This window comes from Prevotella amnii CRIS 21A-A (assembly GCF_000177355.1).
Lineage (GTDB): Bacteria > Bacteroidota > Bacteroidia > Bacteroidales > Bacteroidaceae > Prevotella > Prevotella amnii.
In genome coordinates, this window is sequence record NZ_ADFQ01000003.1 from 160360 (window position 1) to 177975 (window position 17616).

Sequence of the window (17616 nt, forward strand, 5' to 3'; positions counted from 1 at the left end):
AATATCCTTTAAAAGAAAATAGTAGTGGAAAAGGACTTAATTTATCAAAAAAACTTTGTATTTTTGCTATTATTATTGTCGTATATGCTATATTTCTTTATCAACGCTGAGATAAACGATTCTTTAAAAGAAGTTATATCCTTATTTAAGAAGAAGCTAAAACATAAAAACAAATAACAACATAATATGAAAACAGAAGACATCAAAATAGCCGTAATAGGTTTAGGCTATGTAGGACTTCCTTTAGCACGGCTCTTTTCTACAAAATACAAAACTATAGGCTTTGATATGAATCATAGTCGTGTGGAAGATTTGATGAAAGGACATGATAGTACCTTAGAAGTATCTGATGATTTGCTACAAGAGGCTATAAAGAAAAACGGCTTCGTCTGTACTACCGACCTTAATAAAATAAAAGACTGCACATTATATATTGTTGCTGTTCCTACACCTGTAGACTATAACAATCGCCCCGACTTAAAACCTTTAATAGGAGCAAGTACCACCGTGGGAAAGGTTATCTCTAAAGGTAACATCGTAGTATATGAATCTACCGTCTACCCCGGAGTAACAGAAGAAGAGTGTCTACCTATAGTGGAAAAAGTTTCTGGCTTAACATTTAATCGCGATTTTTATGCAGGATATTCACCAGAACGTATTAACCCCGGAGATAAAGAGCATACAGTAGAAAAAATTAAGAAGGTTACCTCTGGCTCTACACCTGAAGTAGCCGACATAGTAGACAGAGTTTACAACTCTGTCTTAGTGAATGGCACACACAAAGCACCATCTATAAAAGTGGCAGAGGCATCTAAAATAATAGAAAACTCTCAGCGAGATGTAAACATTGCTTTCATGAACGAACTGGCAAAAATCTTTAATGCCATGGGCATAGATACCCATGATGCCATAGAAGCAGCATCTTCTAAATGGAACTTTATAAAGCTTAATCCAGGTCTTGTTGGTGGACACTGCATAAGTGTAGACCCTTATTACCTAATACAAAAGGCACAGGTATATGGTGTTCTGCCACGTATCATGTCGGCAGCACGAAGGCTTAACGATGGCATGGGCGACTATGTGGCCAACCAAACCATAAAGCTGATGAACAAAAAGGGCGTTATCGTGAAAGATGCTGATATACTTATACTTGGCTTTACATTTAAGGAAAACTGTCCAGACATACGCAACACAAAGGTAATAGATATCTATTCTACTTTAAGAGAATATACCCCTAACATTACCGTCTTTGACCCTTGGGCCAACAAGGAGCATGTAAAAAGAGAATATAACATAGACATTACCTCTACGCTCGATAAAGACAAACGTTATGAAGCTATAATACTCGCCGTAGCACATAAAGAGTTCTTAAAGATCAACTTGACGTCTTTACTAAAAACAAACGGAGTAATATACGACGTTAAAGGCTGTCTCGACAAGAATATAATTACAGGAAGGCTATAAAACATAAAGCATGAAGCAATACTTAATAAACCATTCCAAGGGATTATCTGCCAAACTCATGAAATATCCCAGAGACTGGTATCACAAAAAGTTAGCAAAAAGAAACAACAACTCTTCGCCTACTATAATATGTAACAATTGTACAGGTGGGGTAATATTACACGATTTAGGGTTAAGATTCAACTCTCCCACTATAAATACATTGTTTTATAGCTTCGACGACTTTTTGTTTTTCGTGAAAAATATTAAGGCTTTTTCTAATGTTGAAATGTTTGAGATAAAACAAGATACCCATTCTTACCCTGTAGGCGGATTGGAACTTAATGGTAAAGTAATAAAAATAGGATTAGTACATTACCGCTCTTTCCTACAAGGAAAGCTAAAATGGCATGAACGCTTTAAAAGAATAAGATATAATAATATCTATATAATATACGAGGGGGGGGGTATCGAAGAGAAATGCTTAAACGACTTCGCTAAAATACCATTTAAAAAAAGAATTTACTCTTGTACTAACAGCTATATGCAGAACAAGTTTGCCTTTTACCAAGGTCATGATCTTTATTTTAATTGGTATCCCGGCAAGATATTAGATTATAAACACCTCTTAGGATTAAAACGCTTTTTAGACGACTTTAACTATATATCCTTTTTAAACACATAACATGGAAAGTAAGTGTAAAATAAGTATCATCATACCAATGTATAACGCCGAAAAGTATATTGATAATTGCTTAGGCTCTATCACCTCTTCAGACCTACAACAAGGCGAGTACGAAATAATAGTAGTCGATGACGGATCGATAGACAATGGTGCTAAGATAGTGGAAAAGTACGCCTGCAAACACCCTTTCATACACTATCTAAAACAAGAAAACCAAGGGCAGAGCACAGCACGAAACTATGGCATCAGGGTTGCAAATGGGGAATATATATGGTGTGTTGATGCCGATGACAGTATAGAAAAAGCTGCTAACAACATATTATTAACTCTAAAGAAACACCCTGAAATAGATATTTTAGCAATACAGCTCAAAAAGGTTTCAGAGCAAGGTGAAGACCTCGGAAAGGAGTGTGTGCAGCCTTTAGTAACTCATCAAAAGATAATATCAGGTAAAGAAGCTATGATAGAGGGATACCTACCCTCATCGGTATGTGCACTGATAATAAAGAAAACACTTTTCTTCGATAACAATATCTTCTTTACCCCTGGCATTACTCACCAAGATGTAGAGCTTACTTACCGCCTTATGCCCTTTGCTTCTAAAGTACTCTTTAGTGATGATACACCATATAGATATATTCATCATGACAACTCTACGAGCAAATCGTTAAAGCCAGAGAAGAAAATAAAGTATATGCTCGATGAGATTGTCATAGTAAAGTCGTTTATCGCATCGGCTAAAAAATACTCTTCTACAGACCCTCTACTATCTAAAACCATAAATAAAAGAGTATACGACGTACTCTTCGGGTTAGTTCTTTCGCTATTTAGGAACAGAAAACTATATAATAAGATAGGTGTAAACAAGATTGTTATAGATAAATTAACCCAAGAGGGGCTATATCCTTTAAAAGGAAGCAACTACTCTTTTAAGAAAAAAATACTGATACATGGTATATTAAACTTTAGGTTTCTCTTAACAAGGAAATACTAAGAACAAAGAAAAAAAGTGGAAGATAAGCATAAAAAGTTATACATATTATTGCCTTATTTCAAATTTATTGATTTCCTTTGTAATATAAAAACTTAAATAAAAGCCTTATGTACGGAAAAATGAAAGACTTTCTCAGCTCTACACTCGCTGAGATTCGTAATGCAGGCCTATACAAAGAGGAACGTCTCATTGAGAGTCCTCAGCAGGCTGTTATTAATGTGAAAGGGCAAGAAGTGATTAACTTCTGTGCTAACAACTATCTTGGCTTGTCCAATAACCCTCGCTTAATAGAGGCATCTAAGAAGATGATGGATAAGCGCGGTTATGGTATGTCGTCTGTGCGCTTTATATGTGGCACACAAGATATACACAAAGAACTGGAAGATGCCATAAGCGATTATTTCAAAACTGAGGATACTATCCTCTATGCTGCATGTTTCGATGCTAACGGGGGTGTCTTTGAGCCTCTCTTTACAGAAGAAGATGCCATCATTAGCGACTCGCTTAACCACGCATCTATCATAGATGGTGTACGCCTTTGTAAAGCAAAGCGTTATCGTTATCAAAACGCTGACATGGCAGACCTTGAGCGTGCCTTAAAAGAAGCTCAGGCACAACGCTTCCGCATCATTGTTACCGATGGTGTGTTCTCTATGGACGGCAACGTAGCTCCTATAGATAAGATATGCGACTTAGCAGAAAAGTACGATGCTTTGGTAATGGTAGACGAGTCGCACTCGGCAGGTGTAGTAGGCGCTACTGGTCATGGTGTTAGCGAGCTATGCCATACCTATGGCAGGGTAGACATCTATACGGGTACGCTGGGTAAAGCCTTTGGCGGTGCTTTAGGTGGTTTTACTACTGGTAGAAAGGAGATTATAGACATGCTTCGTCAGCGTAGCCGCCCTTATCTGTTCTCTAACTCGTTAGCTCCTGCCATTATTGGGGCTTCTATAGAGGTGTTTAAAATGCTTAAAGAGAGCAATGCTTTACACGATAAGCTTATAGATAACGTGGCTTACTTCCGCGATAACATGCTTGCTGCTGGCTTCGACATTAAGCCTACACAAAGTGCTATATGTGCGGTAATGCTCTATGATGCTAAGCTATCACAAGTTTTTGCAAGTAAGATGCAGCAAGAAGGCATTTATGTTACTGGCTTCTATTATCCCGTAGTGCCTAAGGAGCAAGCTCGTATACGTGTGCAGCTCTCTGCAGGGCATGAGCGCGAGCACCTCGACAGGTGTATTGCTGCCTTTATAAAAGTGGGCAAAGAGCTTGGTGTTTTGAAATAAACTATAACAAAACCATAAAAGGTGTACTTACGATATATGCATATATGTAAGTACACCTTTTATAATGCTTATTACAATAGGAAAGATTTCACCACCTTACCCTTATATGTATTTACGGTGATATATAAAGAGTCGCCAGAGTAATAGTTATAAATAGGAATACTGACATACCCCTTTACGCTATAATATTCTGGCTGCCCTGCCTGATAATGTGTAAGTAGGAAATGGTAGGCTTTACCCTTTTCATGCTTTGTAACAGCTTCCTTTAACACTCCTATCTTTTGTGCTGAACTTAAAGAGGTGTTGCTGCCCTTTTTAATGATTAAGGAAAGGTTAGCATACCGCTTGTTCTTGCTTATCCAGATGCTCTCCAATCCAAGCGGATCGGTGTGCCACTCTTTTTCCTCATCTTTAGTTTTAGGCTTTAGCAACAAGACGCTTTGTAGCGATATAGGTTTGGTAACCCCGTTTTCCACCTTATCATAATATAACATAGCACGATAAACAGCCCTTGCTTTAGGCTTCCAGTCTACATAAAGAGCAGGCGACAATGTTAAAGAAACACCGTCATCGGTTACAGCAGAGGTAAAAGCTCCTACCCCGTTGGTAGAGGCTTCTACAAAGTCGGCACGCAGATAAGACAGCTCCGAATCGCCCGTTTCATATAAGCCATACTTACATGATACCATAGCTACTAATAGGAATACTATTACAAAGAGCTTCTTCATCTACTATAATAAGTTAACTTTCTTAAAACTGGTTTTCTACAATATCTGTAAGAACGTCCTTCATCTCAAGCCCTGCAGCACGCACCTGTTGTGGAATAAAGCTCGTAGGTGTCATTCCCGGTGTGGTGTTTATCTCAAGCAGATTAATAACATCGTTGCCCTGCTCGTCTTTAGATATGATGTAATCTATGCGGATTATGCCGTTAGCATGTAGTATGTTATACACCTTATCTGTTAGTGCTGATACTTTTTGGGCTGTCTCTGGGCTCATTCTGGCAGGTGTTATCTCCTGCACCTCACCATTATATTTTGCGTTATAATCGAAGAACTCGTTCTTTGTAACTACCTCTGTAGCAGGAAACACTACCGTTCCGCTCGCCTTTGTCTTATAAGCACCTTGCGAAATCTCCATTCCCTGAAGATACCTCTCTATCATTACCTCATTACTTTCCATAAAAGCCACACGAAGGGCAGGTGCTAACTGGTCTGCATTCTTTACCTTCGACACACCAAAGCTACTACCGTCTGCAGCAGGCTTAACAAAGCAAGGCATTCCTAAACGAGCCTCTACAAACTTCTCATCTATAGATTCGCCACGACGCACCAAGATGCTATCAGCCACGTTAATACCAAAACCACGCAGGTAATTGTTAAGGACATATTTATCGAAGGTAAGAGCCTCTACAAGCACACCACTGGTAGAGTAAGGCAAGTGGATAAGCTCAAAGTAGCCTTGCATCATGCCGTTCTCTCCCGGCTGTCCATGAATGGTAATATAAGCATAGTCGAAAAACACAGCCTTACCATCTACTACAAACGAAAAATCGTTCTTGTCTATAGCAGCAATATCACCATTAGGCAGATCGACGTGCCAGTCGGTACCCTTCACATCTACTATATATATGTTATAACGGTCTTTATCGAAAAAGGAATATATACCTTGAGCAGAGCGCATAGATACATCATGCTCTGACGAATCGCCGCCACATACAATGGCTATAGTTCTCTTTAAATCTTTCATCTCTTTGTCTATATTACTGTAATATATATATGTTTTTATAAATGTTATTCTGTCTTTATCCTTCCATCACTGCCTTTTATAAAACCTCTCCATTTATCTATGAGAGCCGATAAGTCGTCTGGCAAAGGGCTTGTAAAGTCCATCTGCTCGCCTGTTACGGGGTGTACAAAGCCCAATGTCTTAGCGTGCAAGGCCTGTCGCGGACATATCTTAAAACCATTCTGCACAAAAGCCTTATACGAGCTCGACCGTTGCCCTCTAAGAATCTCACGCCCTCCATAACGCTCGTCGCCAAAGAGCGGATGACCTATGTGCTTCATGTGGGCACGTATCTGATGAGTGCGCCCCGTTTCTAACACACACTCTATGAGGGTAGTATATCCAAAACGCTCTATTACCTTATAATGGGTTACGGCAGGCTTACCTATATCGCTTTCAGGTGGAAACACCGTCATGCGAAGTCTGTCCTTAGGGTCGCGAGAGATGTTGCCTTCTATACGCCCCTGCTCATCTACTATGTTACCCCACACCAAGGCTATATAGCTGCGATGAGTGGTTTTATAAAAAAACTGCTTACCTAAAGAGCTTTTTGCTTCTGGAGTTTTAGCAATGAGCAGCAGCCCGCTTGTGTCTTTATCTATACGATGCACCAGCCCCACCTCAGGGTCGTTAGCATCGAAAGACGCCAATCCTCTCAGATGCCATGCTATAGCATTTATGAGCGTACCATGAAAGTTGCCTGCGCCGGGGTGCACCACAAGGCCTGCGGGCTTCATAACCACCATTAAGCTGTCATCTTCATACACCACATCTAAAGGAATATCCTCTGCCTCAATAGTGTTATCGTGCTTAGGACGATCGAGCATTAAGGTAATAACATCTTCTGGACGCACCTTATAATTGCTCTTCACCGGACTGCCATTTACATGTATAAAACCAGCCTGAGCAGCCTTTTGTATGCGGTTCCTACTGGAATGCTGCATGCGCTCAAAGAGATACTTGTCTATACGCTCCGCTTTCTGCCCCTTGTCCACCTCTATCTTAAAGTGTTCATACAGCTCTAAGCCTTCCGGGCTATCTTCTTCAGGCTCTAAAAGCAGCTCCTCATCGTCGTCGTCTATATATTCCATAATGATTTATCATTTATCTACACCCCTATCCTTAGGCTGCGACTCTTTCTTTACAGTAGGCACTGAAGGCACCGTAAGCGGTCTGTTCGTAGGTATCTCGTTGCCGTTCTCGTCTACAGGCACTTCCACATATTCATATACCTCATCATACTTAGGCACCTTCTTTTCTACCTGCACCTCTTCATATTGTGGCTCATCAAGACTGTCGCCGGGAAGTATCTCACGCGTACCATCGCCCACCTGAAGAATAATCTTTGCGTCTATAGGCACACGGTCGCCAGCCTGCACATGCTTACCGTTTACTATGATGCCATAGATCCAGTCTTTCTCGCCCGGTATATACTCTGGCTCGCCCACATTAAAGCCCTGAGAGAGCAGCTGCGCCGTAGCCTCTCGCAAGGAGTTGTTGTCTATAATGTCTGGAATTACAAGCGTAGGTGCTGTGGCAGCATTTATGGTAACATATATCGTACGGGTAGACTTCACACGATTACCGCTGCGAGGCGTCTGCTCTAAAATACAGTCAGGAGGAAGCTCCTTTACATAGCCCGTATCAGAAACCTCTATAGTAAGACCCGCCTTATCCATTATACGCTCAGCCTCATCATACTGCTTATGTATAACATTAGGCACTACAATAGACTCACCATGACAGGTATAATAATCTATGCCATATTTAATACCTATCCCAAGGAGTAACATAATGATAACCATTGCCAGTATATTACCCCATATATATGTACAGCTTAGCTTTTTAAAGACGTTTTGCGAACTCATTCCTCTTGACGTATTTCTACATATAATAACGAAACAAAGGTATATAAAAAAACGGAAAGAAGCAAAGTTTGCCCCTCACTTCTTTCCGTTTTGCATTAAAATCCCATAAGGGAAAACTACTTGTTACTTGCCGTGATGCTCGTCAGAAACACTTAACTTCTTACGACCTTTTGCACGACGAGACGCCAACACACGACGTCCATTCTTTGTAGCCATTCTCTCACGAAAGCCATGCTTGTTCACACGGCGACGGTTATGGGGCTGAAATGTTCTTTTCATTTTATTGTTTTTTTATTTGTTATTGTGCTATTTATACTATAGAGGCATAATAAAACACCGCTTTTTAGGTCTGCAAAATTAATTAATCTTTTTGGATTAACCAAGAATTAAGCGATTTTTACACCAATAATTTATGTTTTTTGTATAAAATAAGTAACTTTGCAGCGCATAAGAAAAAACTGCAAAGAATATAAAATAATATATCAGATAAATAATAAATTATGATTAATTCACAGGAAATCAAAATCGGAACATGTATCCGTCTTGATGGTAAGATTTGGACTTGTATAGACTTTCAGCACCGTAAGCCCGGAAAAGGTAACACCGTTATGATAACAAAGCTAAAGAATGTAGCTGACGGGCGTGTTATTGACCGCACATTCCAAGTAGGGTTCAAACTGGAAGATGTACGCGTAGAGCGTCGCCCTTTCCAATATCTTTATCAGGACCCTACGGGGTTTATATTTATGAACCAAGAGAATTTCGAGCAGATTCCTATCTCTGAACATCAGATAGCTGGGTTTCAATATATGAAAGAAGGCGACATTGTAGAGGTAGTTACTGATACCAGCGACGGCACTATCCTTTCTGCTGAGATGCCTGCTAAGACCACTTTAAAGATAACACACAGCGAGCCAGGCGTTAAAGGCAACACTGCTACCAACGCTACAAAGCCTGCTACGTTAGAGACAGGAGCCGTTGTGCGTGTACCTTTGTTTATTAACGAAGGGGAAACAATACAGATAGACACACGCGATGGTAGCTATCTGGGGCGTGTAAATGCATAAAACGTTAATATAAAGCAAATATAAGAGGGTAAGAAAGAGTGCGGTTTCTTAGGGAGAAAATCCTGTTGAAAGCTCCTTTTTCTTACCCTTTTCTTATAACTCCTTACTGCTCTTTACGTATAACATACCTCTTTCTTTTTTCCATTACTACAACCATAAAGTCATGAAATATAGCGTCATAGTGCCTGTTTATAACCGCCCTGATGAGGTAAAAGAGCTTTTAGAAAGCCTATCTGAGCAGGAGTACACCAGTTTTGAAGTAATAATAGTGGAAGATGGCTCCAGTGTGCCATGCAAGGATATATGCCTACAGTTTGCTGACAAGCTACAAATACACTATTTTTTCAAGCCAAACTCCGGACCATCGCAGAGCCGCAACTATGGTGCAAACCATGCTAAGGGCGATTATCTCATCATACTCGATTCTGATGTCGTAGTGCCAAAAGGATATTTTAAGGCTATTAACGAAGAGCTTGACAAGCAATATGCCGACGCCTTTGGAGGTCCTGACCGTGCCGACGACTCCTTTACAAACACACAGAAAGCCATTTCCTACGCCATGACCTCTTTCTTTACCACAGGAGGTATTCGTGGTGGTAAGAAAAAGCTCGACAAGTTTTATCCACGATCTTTTAACATGGGAGTGAAAAGAGAGGTATATGCCGAGTTGGGAGGATTCTCTAAGATGCGCTTCGGTGAGGATATCGACTTCTCTATCCGCATTTTTAAAGCCGAAAAGCAATGCCGACTTTTCCCCGATGCGTGGGTATATCACAAGCGGCGCACAGACTTCAGAAAGTTTTGGCGGCAGGTGTTCAATTCTGGTATTGCACGCATCAACCTATATAAAAAATATCCCGAAAGCCTAAAGCTGGTACATCTCCTACCAATGGTGTTTACTTTAGGCGTAGGAGCATGCTTGCTTATAACCCTTATCGGACTGTTCTGCTACCTTCTTCAGTGCTGCCACTATTTCCCAACGGCAGGAAATAACACACAAGAGCTCTTACACTTTAGCTCTTCAGCACTTATCTTGCTTGGCTTAACCCCACTCGTGCTTTACTCGATGTTAATATTTGTTTGCTCCACACGTGAGAGTAAGAGCCTCTCTGTGGGCTTGCTCTCTATCATAGCTGCCTTTGTACAGCTAACAAGCTACGGATGCGGATTCTTAAAAGCTTGGTGGAAAAGATGCGTAAAAGGGCAAGGCGAATTTAAAGCATATCAAAAGAACTTCTACAAATAATCACAATCATACGCCACGAGCCTCGCTCGCCTCTCTAATCATTTATCATTCAGCACGTTACAAAACATCACCTTTTACCCTACAAAAGATGATGTTTTATGCTGCAAAAGATGATGTTTTTAAACGAGAAAGATGACCTTTTACTTCGTAAAAAGCCATCTTCCGATAATTAAATTTGCTTAGCGTGTACCACTGTACACTAACTTTTAAACCTTAAAAATTTAAATTTTGAAAAAATTACAACGGGTCTTCACAGATTACCTTTTTTCGTTTTATTTTGTTTCACTACATTTTTTATTTTCCTTGCAGCATTGCTTATTTTCTTTACCGCACTTCTTATCCATCTTACAGCACTGCTTCTTATCTTTCTTACAGCACTGCTTTTTCTCTACGCTGCACTGCTTCATCTCCTTGCGGTATTGCTTCATCTCCTTGCGGCATTGCTTCATCTTCTTGCGGCATTGCTTCATCTCCTTGCGGCATTGCTTCATCTTCTTGCTGCACTGCTTTTTCTCCTCTGCGCACTGCTTCATCTCCTCTGCGCACTGCTTCTTCTCTTCTGCGCACTGCTTTTTCTCCTTGCAGCACTGCTTCTTTTCTATTACAGGCTTATCGCTTTGAGTAATTGTATTTGCTGAAACTGATGTTGCCATCATGCCCATTGCCATAAGGGCTAAAACTAATTTATTCATAATCTTACGTTTTAAAAATTAATACATTAATGTTATCCTTCACCCTTAGAGAAACTTCTCTTGGAGTGTTTATATTTTCTTTGAGCCAAAGATACATAAAAATAATAATACCTTCTGCACAAAAAGCCATTATTTACCTTTTTTTTATAAATAATTTATTACATTAATAAAAAGGCTAACAGAAGCAAAAGAACACTTCTTTTTTGTTACTTTATGGCAGAATATTATTATAATCTCGCCTCTTACCACTACCCAAAGCAACATATCCTTTAGCTAAGAAGCATGGCTTACATCTCCACCTTTATGTTACACTCTTCGTGTACTAAGCGTCCCTGTGAGGTTACTCCCTCCACAGTAATGTGATAATTGCCCGTAAAGGGTAGGGCATCAAACTCTATATAAGGTTTTATTATAACAGGATTCCACCACACCGTTCGGCTGTTTTGCGAAAGACGCGAAAAGTCGGTACCCACTTCATAGCCTAAAGGCATTACCTTCTTCTGACTGGTAGAGGCTATAGGCTCATCGGTATCGCACCCTCTTTTAGTGGTTATGGATATTACTCCGCTGCCTCCTCGCGCTCCCCAGATAACGGTGGTGCCACTTTTATAGACATCTATGCGAGCTATGTCCGACATGTTTATCTGGTCTAAGTCGTAACCCTCTTCTGCAAACACTCCGTCTACGACAATAGCCGCAGGACGCTGCTTGCCATATACTGTGGTTACAGCTCTGACATAACACTGCTCCTTTCGTATAAAAAGTCCGGGAACACGGCGTAGAAGTTCGTGTATGCACGTGGCATTGATATCGTTAATCTCTTTTGCACCAAAAGAATATTCTGATGTACGCGAATAAGCATCGCTCTTACTGGAAGAATAGCTCTTTTTTGTTACCACATTAACATTATCGAGCAATATTCCTCCAAAGCTCTTTTCATCTACCTGCTCATAGTTGTCAGCGCCGTTCACATTAAAAGTGGCACCAGCCTGTAAGACCTGCTCTTTGGTAGGCAGTGCAGGGTAATCGGTTTCATGCATAACCAGTTCTAAGCGCTCACTACCGTTTTGCTTGTTAGCCTTAACGAGGCATTCCGTTCGTGCAGGTATATCTATGCCGTTAAAGGCAAAACCTCCCAAGCTATCTGTCTGGGTGTTACTGGCAAAGCCTAAGGCAGGTATTATGAGGCTTACCTTTGCGTTAGCTATGGGTAAACGTCGAAGTAGTGTGCGCACATTTCCCGTTAAGGCAACCGACTCTTCTGCGGTGGCTAAAGGTGCAGAATACTTACCTTTTATAACCTCAGCCATATTATACCTTGTCCACGAAAAGGAAGATAAAAGCTCATCAGCAAGGTGCGAATTATTATAAAAGGTGGCAGCATCAGGTAGCAATGTGTTTACATCGCTTGCTAAAAAGAGCTGTGAAAGGATATTTGTGCGATCGCTATTAAGGGGTGCTTCCTCTCTTCTTACAGATACTGACAGGTCGGCACGCTCTGCTTCATGCAGCATCGACTTGTCGAAAGGTATCCTTATATGCTCTCCTTGCTTATATGTCAGCTTACTGGGCAATAGCGGCAGCGAGAGCCTTTCTTGGTCGTTAGCCGAGAGAAAGAGCCTTGTGCTAAGCACGTTAGCATGCTTGTCTAAGAGCAAAAGCTGTATTACCCCTTGTGGTAAGGAGTCGTTATCTATCGCTATGGGTTGAGTATTGGTAATAGGTTTACACAGAAACGGATAGGCACGGCAATGTGCTAAGAGATAGTGTTCGCCTTCGAGGGTAGTGGAAACGATGAGTTTTCCGTCTTTATGCGTAACACTTAATGATGATGCTCTTGCTGCAGGTATACCAAGATGGGTAGAAGAGGTGGACTTTTGCTTTATAGTAGTTTTGTCGTTAATAATGTCGAGGTACTGCACGTCTTCATAACCCTCTACCGCTGCCGAAAGCAATGTATATCCCCTTAGCAGGTAACGCCCCTGTCTAAGGTGTGCAGGTATGTCCATATATCCATAGTAAGCCCCGTTTTTCTCTTGTATCTTTATGCGATCAGCCAGTCCTCCGTCAGCCGCTATAAGCTCTACGTAAGCATATCTGCTCTTGTTAATGGGTTCGTGGCTAAGAGCATCTACCACATACACCTTCAGCCAGATACGTTCGCCTGCAAGATAGGTAGAGGCATCGGTATGTATATAGGTCTTTTCCTGTGGAAAACACTTTACCTGCTTAAGTATTCTGTCGAAGACGTTACTCTTTTCCTGTGCCTTTAGCATAGAAACATTTAGCATAAACAACGAAAGAAAGATAAGTGTTACCCTTAAAATGATATTTTTTCTTGCCTGCATACTTGTTTCCTCCTTAACAAAAAGTGAGTTCTTATAACCATAGACAAAGCCTGCTATCTACATACAACCTCCGCCTTTACATCTTTATAACATAGTGGTATAGCCTTTATTCCTGAGCCATACCACTACACATTAATATATACATCTCTTATGATGCTTACCTAAAGAATAAGCATCAAACTACTCTGTGAGAGCCTTCACTTATCAAAGCTGGATAGACCTCTACACGATGACCGTATTTAGCTGCAAAAAGCTCTGTGGCTTGCTTTATAAAATGGTCGTAAACAGTGTCCTTAACAAGGTTTATAGTGCAGCCTCCAAAGCCTCCACCCATAAGGCGAGCACCTGTAACGCCGCTCTTTTTAGCTATATCGACAAGGTAATCGAGCTCTTCACAGCTCACCTCATACTCTTTGCTAAGACCCTCATGGGTAGCATACATCATCGCTCCCACCGTTTCATAATCGCCTTTCTGTAAAGAATCGCACACTTTAAGCACACGTTCCTTCTCGCCTAAAACAAAATGAGCACGACTATAATCCTCCTTACTTACCTGCTCGCGCACTGCCTCAAGCTCTTCTAAAGAAGCATCACGAAGAGTTTCATACTTTTTGTCGGCGAAATGCTTGCCCAACACCTTTACTACCTCTTCGCAAGACTTGCGCCTATCGTTATAAGGACTACCCACAAGCTCGTGGCGTACCTTAGAATTTATCAATACCAGCTTATAACCCTCAGGGTGGAATGGGAAATATTCAAACTCTCTGCTACGACAATCAAGGCGCATGAGCTTACCCTGCTTACCGAAAACACTGGCAAACTGGTCCATAATGCCACAGTTTACACCTATATACTTATGCTCTGTGGCCTGACCAGCAAGGACTATATCCCAAGAAGACACCTTATTATCGGCAAAAAGATCGTTAAGAGCACAGCCGAAACAGCTCTCCATAGCTGCCGAAGAAGACATGCCGGCACCCAAAGGAACATCGCCCGCAAAGGCTATATTAAAGCCCTTTACCTCTACACCCAAAGCCTGAAACTCGCGCACCATGCCATATATAAACCTTGCCCATGTGGCACGAGGACCATCAGGATCGGTTACTTTAAACTCTACACGGTCTTTAAGGTCGATAGAATAACACATTACCGTATCAGTACCATTAGGCCGAACCTCTGCCATAATGCCCTTATCAATAGCTCCGGGAAAGACAAAACCACCATTATAATCGGTATGCTCGCCTATAAGATTTATACGACCAGGAGAAAAATAAACATTACCCGTCTTGCCATCGAAGTGTTTTACAAAACGTGAACGTACAAAGTTGATATCCATAATTTGTTTTTTAGTTATATTTATAAAAGCCCCCTTCCCTAATATAACTAAGAGAAGAGGGCGATAATAGAAACCTTTTATTAATCTATCTTTATATCTTTATTCACATTCTTACTACCTACAAGAGTATAGAAACATATATAGGCTATACCCAAGAGAGGCACTAAGTAAGAGAAAAGATAGGTAGTATAGTCAGCCAGAACATTTTGAAGCAAAGGCAAAATGCCTCCACCTACTACCATCATCATAAATATGCCGGAAGCAGCTGCGGTATATTTACCCAGACCTTCAGTAGCAAGATTGAATATAGAAGGCCACATCACAGAGGTGCAAAGACCACAAAGCACTATCAAAAGAGCTGCCACAGGCACACTAACTATCTCAAAAGACTTTCCTGTAAATACCGGCATTGTTACCGTACTCGACTTGCCAAGCACCATTGCCACCACGATAAGCACCATTGCCACTACCGTAACACAGCTCATAAGAACCTTAGAAGACACCTTATGGGCTATAAAACCACCTACAAAACGGCCTATAAGCATGCAAAACCAATATGTAGCCACTACAGCACCAGCTATCTGTGTTGCCACCAACGCATTAAGACCTCCACCATTAGAACTTACATCTGAAAGGTAAAACATCAACGTACCGGGCAAGCCCACTTCCACTCCTACATATATAAATATAGCTATTGCACCTAAAACAAAATGGCGGAAAGCCCACGGACTTACCTCAAAGACGGTCTGCTTATCCGTTTTGCCTATCTCAGGGTCGCTAATAGGTATGAAAGTAAGCACTATGAAAGCTACCAAAAATACACACATAGCAATGTAAAGCACAGGGTTGACGTCCTTAATGGCTGTGTTTTTACTTACCTGACCTATCAAAGCACCTACAAACAAAGGCGTAAGCGTACCTGCAAGAGAATTGAGCGTGCCACCTATCATATTGAGCTGGTTGCCCCTGTTGCCACCTCCACCAAGAAGGTTTAGCATCGGATTAACCACAGTGTTAAGCGTACAAACACTGAAACCTGCAGTGAAAGCACCTAAAAGGTACACCGAAAAACCCGTTACAGCACCACACTCACCACAGAAACCTGAAAGGTATTGCACTAAAACGCCCAAGAAACCTATGCCTATACCGAAAAGAGCCGTCTTCTTATAGCCCACCTTTGTAAGCAATTTTCCTGCCGGAATACCCATGAAAAGGTAAGCCAAAAAGTTAGCCATGTTACCCAGCATGCCCACTGTGTTTGCACTCGAACCAGTGAAAGTGCTCTTCCATATTACACCAATAGGTGCAGCCAAGTTAGTTACGAACGAAATCATTGCATACAAAAACATCATTGTGATGATCGCAATAATACTACCATTTTGTTTTGTGTTACTCATCTTTGTTTTTATTTATTTTATTTTTGTTACGTGCAAATAAGCTAATAGTGAGCCAAAATGTTTATATTCAAGCTCCCACTGCGCTAATCTTTTCTTAACGATTATTAGCCCTTTAAGCGCCTCTCTCTTAGCCTTCAGAGGCTTCTCTCTTAGCCTTTAGACGCCTCACTATTAGCCCGTTAAGCCCTTTAGCTTAGCCTTCAAAGCCCATAAAGAGCCCTTTTAAAGAGCAATATTACTAATTTTATCTCTCTACACCAAATTTATACACAGTTTTTTGCTTATATTCCTCGCCCGGAGATAGCACCACCGAGGGGAAGTAAGGCCTGTTAGGAGAGTCGGGGAAGTGCTGTGCCTCAAAGCAAACAGCACTGCGTCGTGGGAAAGTAGCTCCATGCTGACCCTTATAACCGTCAGCCCAGTTGTCAGTATATAGCTGCATTCCGGGCTCGGTAGTCCATACCTCCATCGTTCTACCGGTAACAGGCTCTTTGACGCGTGCGGCAAATGAAAGCTCGCCCTCTTCCTTTTTGTTAAGCACAAAGCAATGGTCGTAGCCCGCACCGTGCCTTATCTGCTCGTCGTCGGCATCAATATCCCTGCCCAAAGGCTTAGGACGTCTAAAGTCGAAAGGCGTACCTGACACCTTTAAAATTTCACCCGTAGGGATAGAAGTGGAATCGATGGGCAAGAAGAAGTCGGCATTTATCTCACATTCCAAACCCTCTATACTATCAGTAGGGTTGCCTATACCTGCCAAAGAGAAAAATCCATGACTGGTAAGATTGATTATCGTCTTCTTATTTGTCTTAGCCGAATATTTTATTACCAGCTCATTATCCTCCGTAAGCGAATAAGCTACCCACACGGTAAGCTCCCCTCTGTATCCTTCTTCACCGTAAGGAGATGTATATTTTAATACTATTGCGTGGCTACTTATCATCGTAGCGTCCCAAACCTTGGCATTAAAGCCCTTCTTTCCTCCGTGAAGAGAGTTCGGACCGTTATTAATATACAAGCTATACTCCTTACCATTGAGCTGAAAACGCCCTTTTGCTATGCGGTTAGCATATCTGCCCACTAAGGTAGAGAGGTAAGGCTCTGGCGAATGTATTACGTCTTCTATGTTGTCATGACCCTGAATAATATTAGCCATATTACCATCTCTGTCGGGCATCATGATGGCTACAATAGCTCCACCATAGTTAGTTACAGCTACCTCACAGCCCTGCGTATTACGCAATATATATAAATCGGTCTGCTTACCATCTACCTTTGAGAGGAATTTCTCTTTAGACAAGCCACATAAGGGTGTCTGATTGTTTTCACTTTCCATATTTTTGGTTTTAGTTATTATCTTTCAAATTACCTGCAAAGTAAATAAAATTAAGATAAATCTGCAAACTTTTTATTACTAAAACTTTTAAAAATATCCTTCACTACACGCACTTATCTTC

16 protein-coding genes are annotated in these 17616 nt (G+C 41.1%); 6 read left to right on the forward strand and 10 right to left on the reverse strand.

The window, feature by feature from the left end; translation table 11 throughout:
* Positions 1-186 precede the first annotated feature (186 nt).
* From HMPREF9018_RS00720 to kbl, 4 genes are all read left to right on the forward strand, one after another.
* Positions 187-1464: a nucleotide sugar dehydrogenase gene (locus tag HMPREF9018_RS00720; protein WP_008446532.1), complete on the forward strand. Its 1278-nt coding sequence runs from the start codon at positions 187-189 to the stop codon at positions 1462-1464.
* A 10-nt stretch (positions 1465-1474) separates the two neighbouring features.
* Entirely contained in the window at positions 1475-2128 is a 654-nt protein-coding gene (locus HMPREF9018_RS00725) for a DUF1919 domain-containing protein (RefSeq protein ID WP_008446545.1), read from the forward strand.
* Between the two features lies 1 nt (position 2129).
* Positions 2130-3122, forward strand: coding sequence for a glycosyltransferase (locus HMPREF9018_RS00730; RefSeq protein WP_008446703.1), 993 nt, complete (start codon positions 2130-2132; stop codon positions 3120-3122).
* A 107-nt stretch (positions 3123-3229) separates the two neighbouring features.
* Positions 3230-4417 (forward strand): glycine C-acetyltransferase, encoded by a 1188-nt coding sequence (gene kbl, locus HMPREF9018_RS00735; RefSeq protein ID WP_008446437.1) that lies wholly within the window; start codon positions 3230-3232, stop codon positions 4415-4417.
* 71 nt (positions 4418-4488) lie between these two features.
* On the opposite strand, the gene HMPREF9018_RS00740 is transcribed toward kbl, so the two are convergent.
* The 5 genes from HMPREF9018_RS00740 to rpmH all read right to left on the reverse strand — a co-directional run bounded on the left by HMPREF9018_RS00740 (position 4489) and on the right by rpmH (position 8352).
* A complete protein-coding gene (locus HMPREF9018_RS00740) occupies positions 4489-5145 on the reverse strand; it encodes a NigD1/NigD2 family lipoprotein (RefSeq protein ID WP_008446627.1) in 657 nt (218 codons plus the stop codon).
* Between the two features lie 22 nt (positions 5146-5167).
* Positions 5168-6166, reverse strand: coding sequence for a D-alanine--D-alanine ligase (locus tag HMPREF9018_RS00745; RefSeq protein WP_008446594.1), 999 nt, complete (start codon positions 6164-6166; stop codon positions 5168-5170).
* A 44-nt stretch (positions 6167-6210) separates the two neighbouring features.
* Complete coding sequence (locus tag HMPREF9018_RS00750; RefSeq protein WP_008446439.1) at positions 6211-7296, reverse strand: RluA family pseudouridine synthase; 1086 nt, start codon at positions 7294-7296, stop codon at positions 6211-6213.
* Positions 7297-7305: 9 nt separating this feature from the next.
* The gene (locus tag HMPREF9018_RS00755) at positions 7306-8073 is read right to left on the reverse strand and encodes a PASTA domain-containing protein (protein ID WP_008446447.1); all 768 of its coding nucleotides are present in this window, start codon (positions 8071-8073) and stop codon (positions 7306-7308) included.
* A gap of 123 nt (positions 8074-8196) precedes the next feature.
* Positions 8197-8352 carry a 50S ribosomal protein L34 gene (gene rpmH / locus HMPREF9018_RS00760; RefSeq protein ID WP_008446714.1) on the reverse strand — a complete coding sequence of 52 codons (156 nt, stop codon included), beginning with the start codon at positions 8350-8352 and terminating at the stop codon, positions 8197-8199.
* Positions 8353-8573: 221 nt separating this feature from the next.
* Here rpmH and efp point away from each other — a divergent pair, with 221 nt between their 5' ends.
* Positions 8574-9140, forward strand: a complete 567-nt coding sequence (gene efp / locus HMPREF9018_RS00765; protein WP_008446726.1) for an elongation factor P — start codon at positions 8574-8576, stop codon at positions 9138-9140.
* A 163-nt stretch (positions 9141-9303) separates the two neighbouring features.
* Positions 9304-10386 (forward strand): glycosyltransferase family 2 protein, encoded by a 1083-nt coding sequence (locus HMPREF9018_RS00770; RefSeq protein ID WP_008446547.1) that lies wholly within the window; start codon positions 9304-9306, stop codon positions 10384-10386.
* 272 nt (positions 10387-10658) lie between these two features.
* On the opposite strand, the gene HMPREF9018_RS00775 is transcribed toward HMPREF9018_RS00770, so the two are convergent.
* The 5 genes from HMPREF9018_RS00775 to HMPREF9018_RS00795 form a co-directional block, all read right to left on the reverse strand.
* Positions 10659-11078, reverse strand: coding sequence for a hypothetical protein (locus HMPREF9018_RS00775; RefSeq protein ID WP_050773456.1), 420 nt, complete (start codon positions 11076-11078; stop codon positions 10659-10661).
* A gap of 287 nt (positions 11079-11365) precedes the next feature.
* A complete protein-coding gene (locus HMPREF9018_RS00780; protein ID WP_008446707.1) occupies positions 11366-13426 on the reverse strand; it encodes a carboxypeptidase-like regulatory domain-containing protein in 2061 nt (686 codons plus the stop codon).
* 175 nt (positions 13427-13601) lie between these two features.
* Positions 13602-14762 carry a galactokinase gene (gene galK / locus HMPREF9018_RS00785; protein ID WP_008446577.1) on the reverse strand — a complete coding sequence of 387 codons (1161 nt, stop codon included), beginning with the start codon at positions 14760-14762 and terminating at the stop codon, positions 13602-13604.
* 80 nt (positions 14763-14842) lie between these two features.
* A complete protein-coding gene (locus HMPREF9018_RS00790) occupies positions 14843-16159 on the reverse strand; it encodes an MFS transporter (RefSeq protein WP_008446445.1) in 1317 nt (438 codons plus the stop codon).
* A 244-nt stretch (positions 16160-16403) separates the two neighbouring features.
* Positions 16404-17495 carry an aldose epimerase family protein gene (locus tag HMPREF9018_RS00795; protein ID WP_008446421.1) on the reverse strand — a complete coding sequence of 364 codons (1092 nt, stop codon included), beginning with the start codon at positions 17493-17495 and terminating at the stop codon, positions 16404-16406.
* Positions 17496-17616: the final 121 nt, after the last annotated feature.

Bases quoted from the DNA above. Each gene is read 5' to 3' on its own strand.
- HMPREF9018_RS00720 (WP_008446532.1), top strand. From the start codon at position 187: ATGAAAACAGAAGACATCAAAATAGCCGTAATAGGTTTAGGCTATGTA.
- HMPREF9018_RS00725 (WP_008446545.1), top strand. From the start codon at position 1,475: ATGAAGCAATACTTAATAAACCATTCCAAGGGATTATCTGCCAAACTC.
- HMPREF9018_RS00730 (WP_008446703.1), top strand. From the start codon at position 2,130: ATGGAAAGTAAGTGTAAAATAAGTATCATCATACCAATGTATAACGCC.
- kbl (WP_008446437.1), top strand. From the start codon at position 3,230: ATGTACGGAAAAATGAAAGACTTTCTCAGCTCTACACTCGCTGAGATT.
- HMPREF9018_RS00740 (WP_008446627.1), bottom strand. From the start codon at position 5,145: ATGAAGAAGCTCTTTGTAATAGTATTCCTATTAGTAGCTATGGTATCA.
- HMPREF9018_RS00745 (WP_008446594.1), bottom strand. From the start codon at position 6,166: ATGAAAGATTTAAAGAGAACTATAGCCATTGTATGTGGCGGCGATTCG.
- HMPREF9018_RS00750 (WP_008446439.1), bottom strand. From the start codon at position 7,296: ATGGAATATATAGACGACGACGATGAGGAGCTGCTTTTAGAGCCTGAA.
- HMPREF9018_RS00755 (WP_008446447.1), bottom strand. From the start codon at position 8,073: ATGAGTTCGCAAAACGTCTTTAAAAAGCTAAGCTGTACATATATATGG.
- rpmH (WP_008446714.1), bottom strand. From the start codon at position 8,352: ATGAAAAGAACATTTCAGCCCCATAACCGTCGCCGTGTGAACAAGCAT.
- efp (WP_008446726.1), top strand. From the start codon at position 8,574: ATGATTAATTCACAGGAAATCAAAATCGGAACATGTATCCGTCTTGAT.
- HMPREF9018_RS00770 (WP_008446547.1), top strand. From the start codon at position 9,304: ATGAAATATAGCGTCATAGTGCCTGTTTATAACCGCCCTGATGAGGTA.
- HMPREF9018_RS00775 (WP_050773456.1), bottom strand. From the start codon at position 11,078: ATGAATAAATTAGTTTTAGCCCTTATGGCAATGGGCATGATGGCAACA.
- HMPREF9018_RS00780 (WP_008446707.1), bottom strand. From the start codon at position 13,426: ATGCAGGCAAGAAAAAATATCATTTTAAGGGTAACACTTATCTTTCTT.
- galK (WP_008446577.1), bottom strand. From the start codon at position 14,762: ATGGATATCAACTTTGTACGTTCACGTTTTGTAAAACACTTCGATGGC.
- HMPREF9018_RS00790 (WP_008446445.1), bottom strand. From the start codon at position 16,159: ATGAGTAACACAAAACAAAATGGTAGTATTATTGCGATCATCACAATG.
- HMPREF9018_RS00795 (WP_008446421.1), bottom strand. From the start codon at position 17,495: ATGGAAAGTGAAAACAATCAGACACCCTTATGTGGCTTGTCTAAAGAG.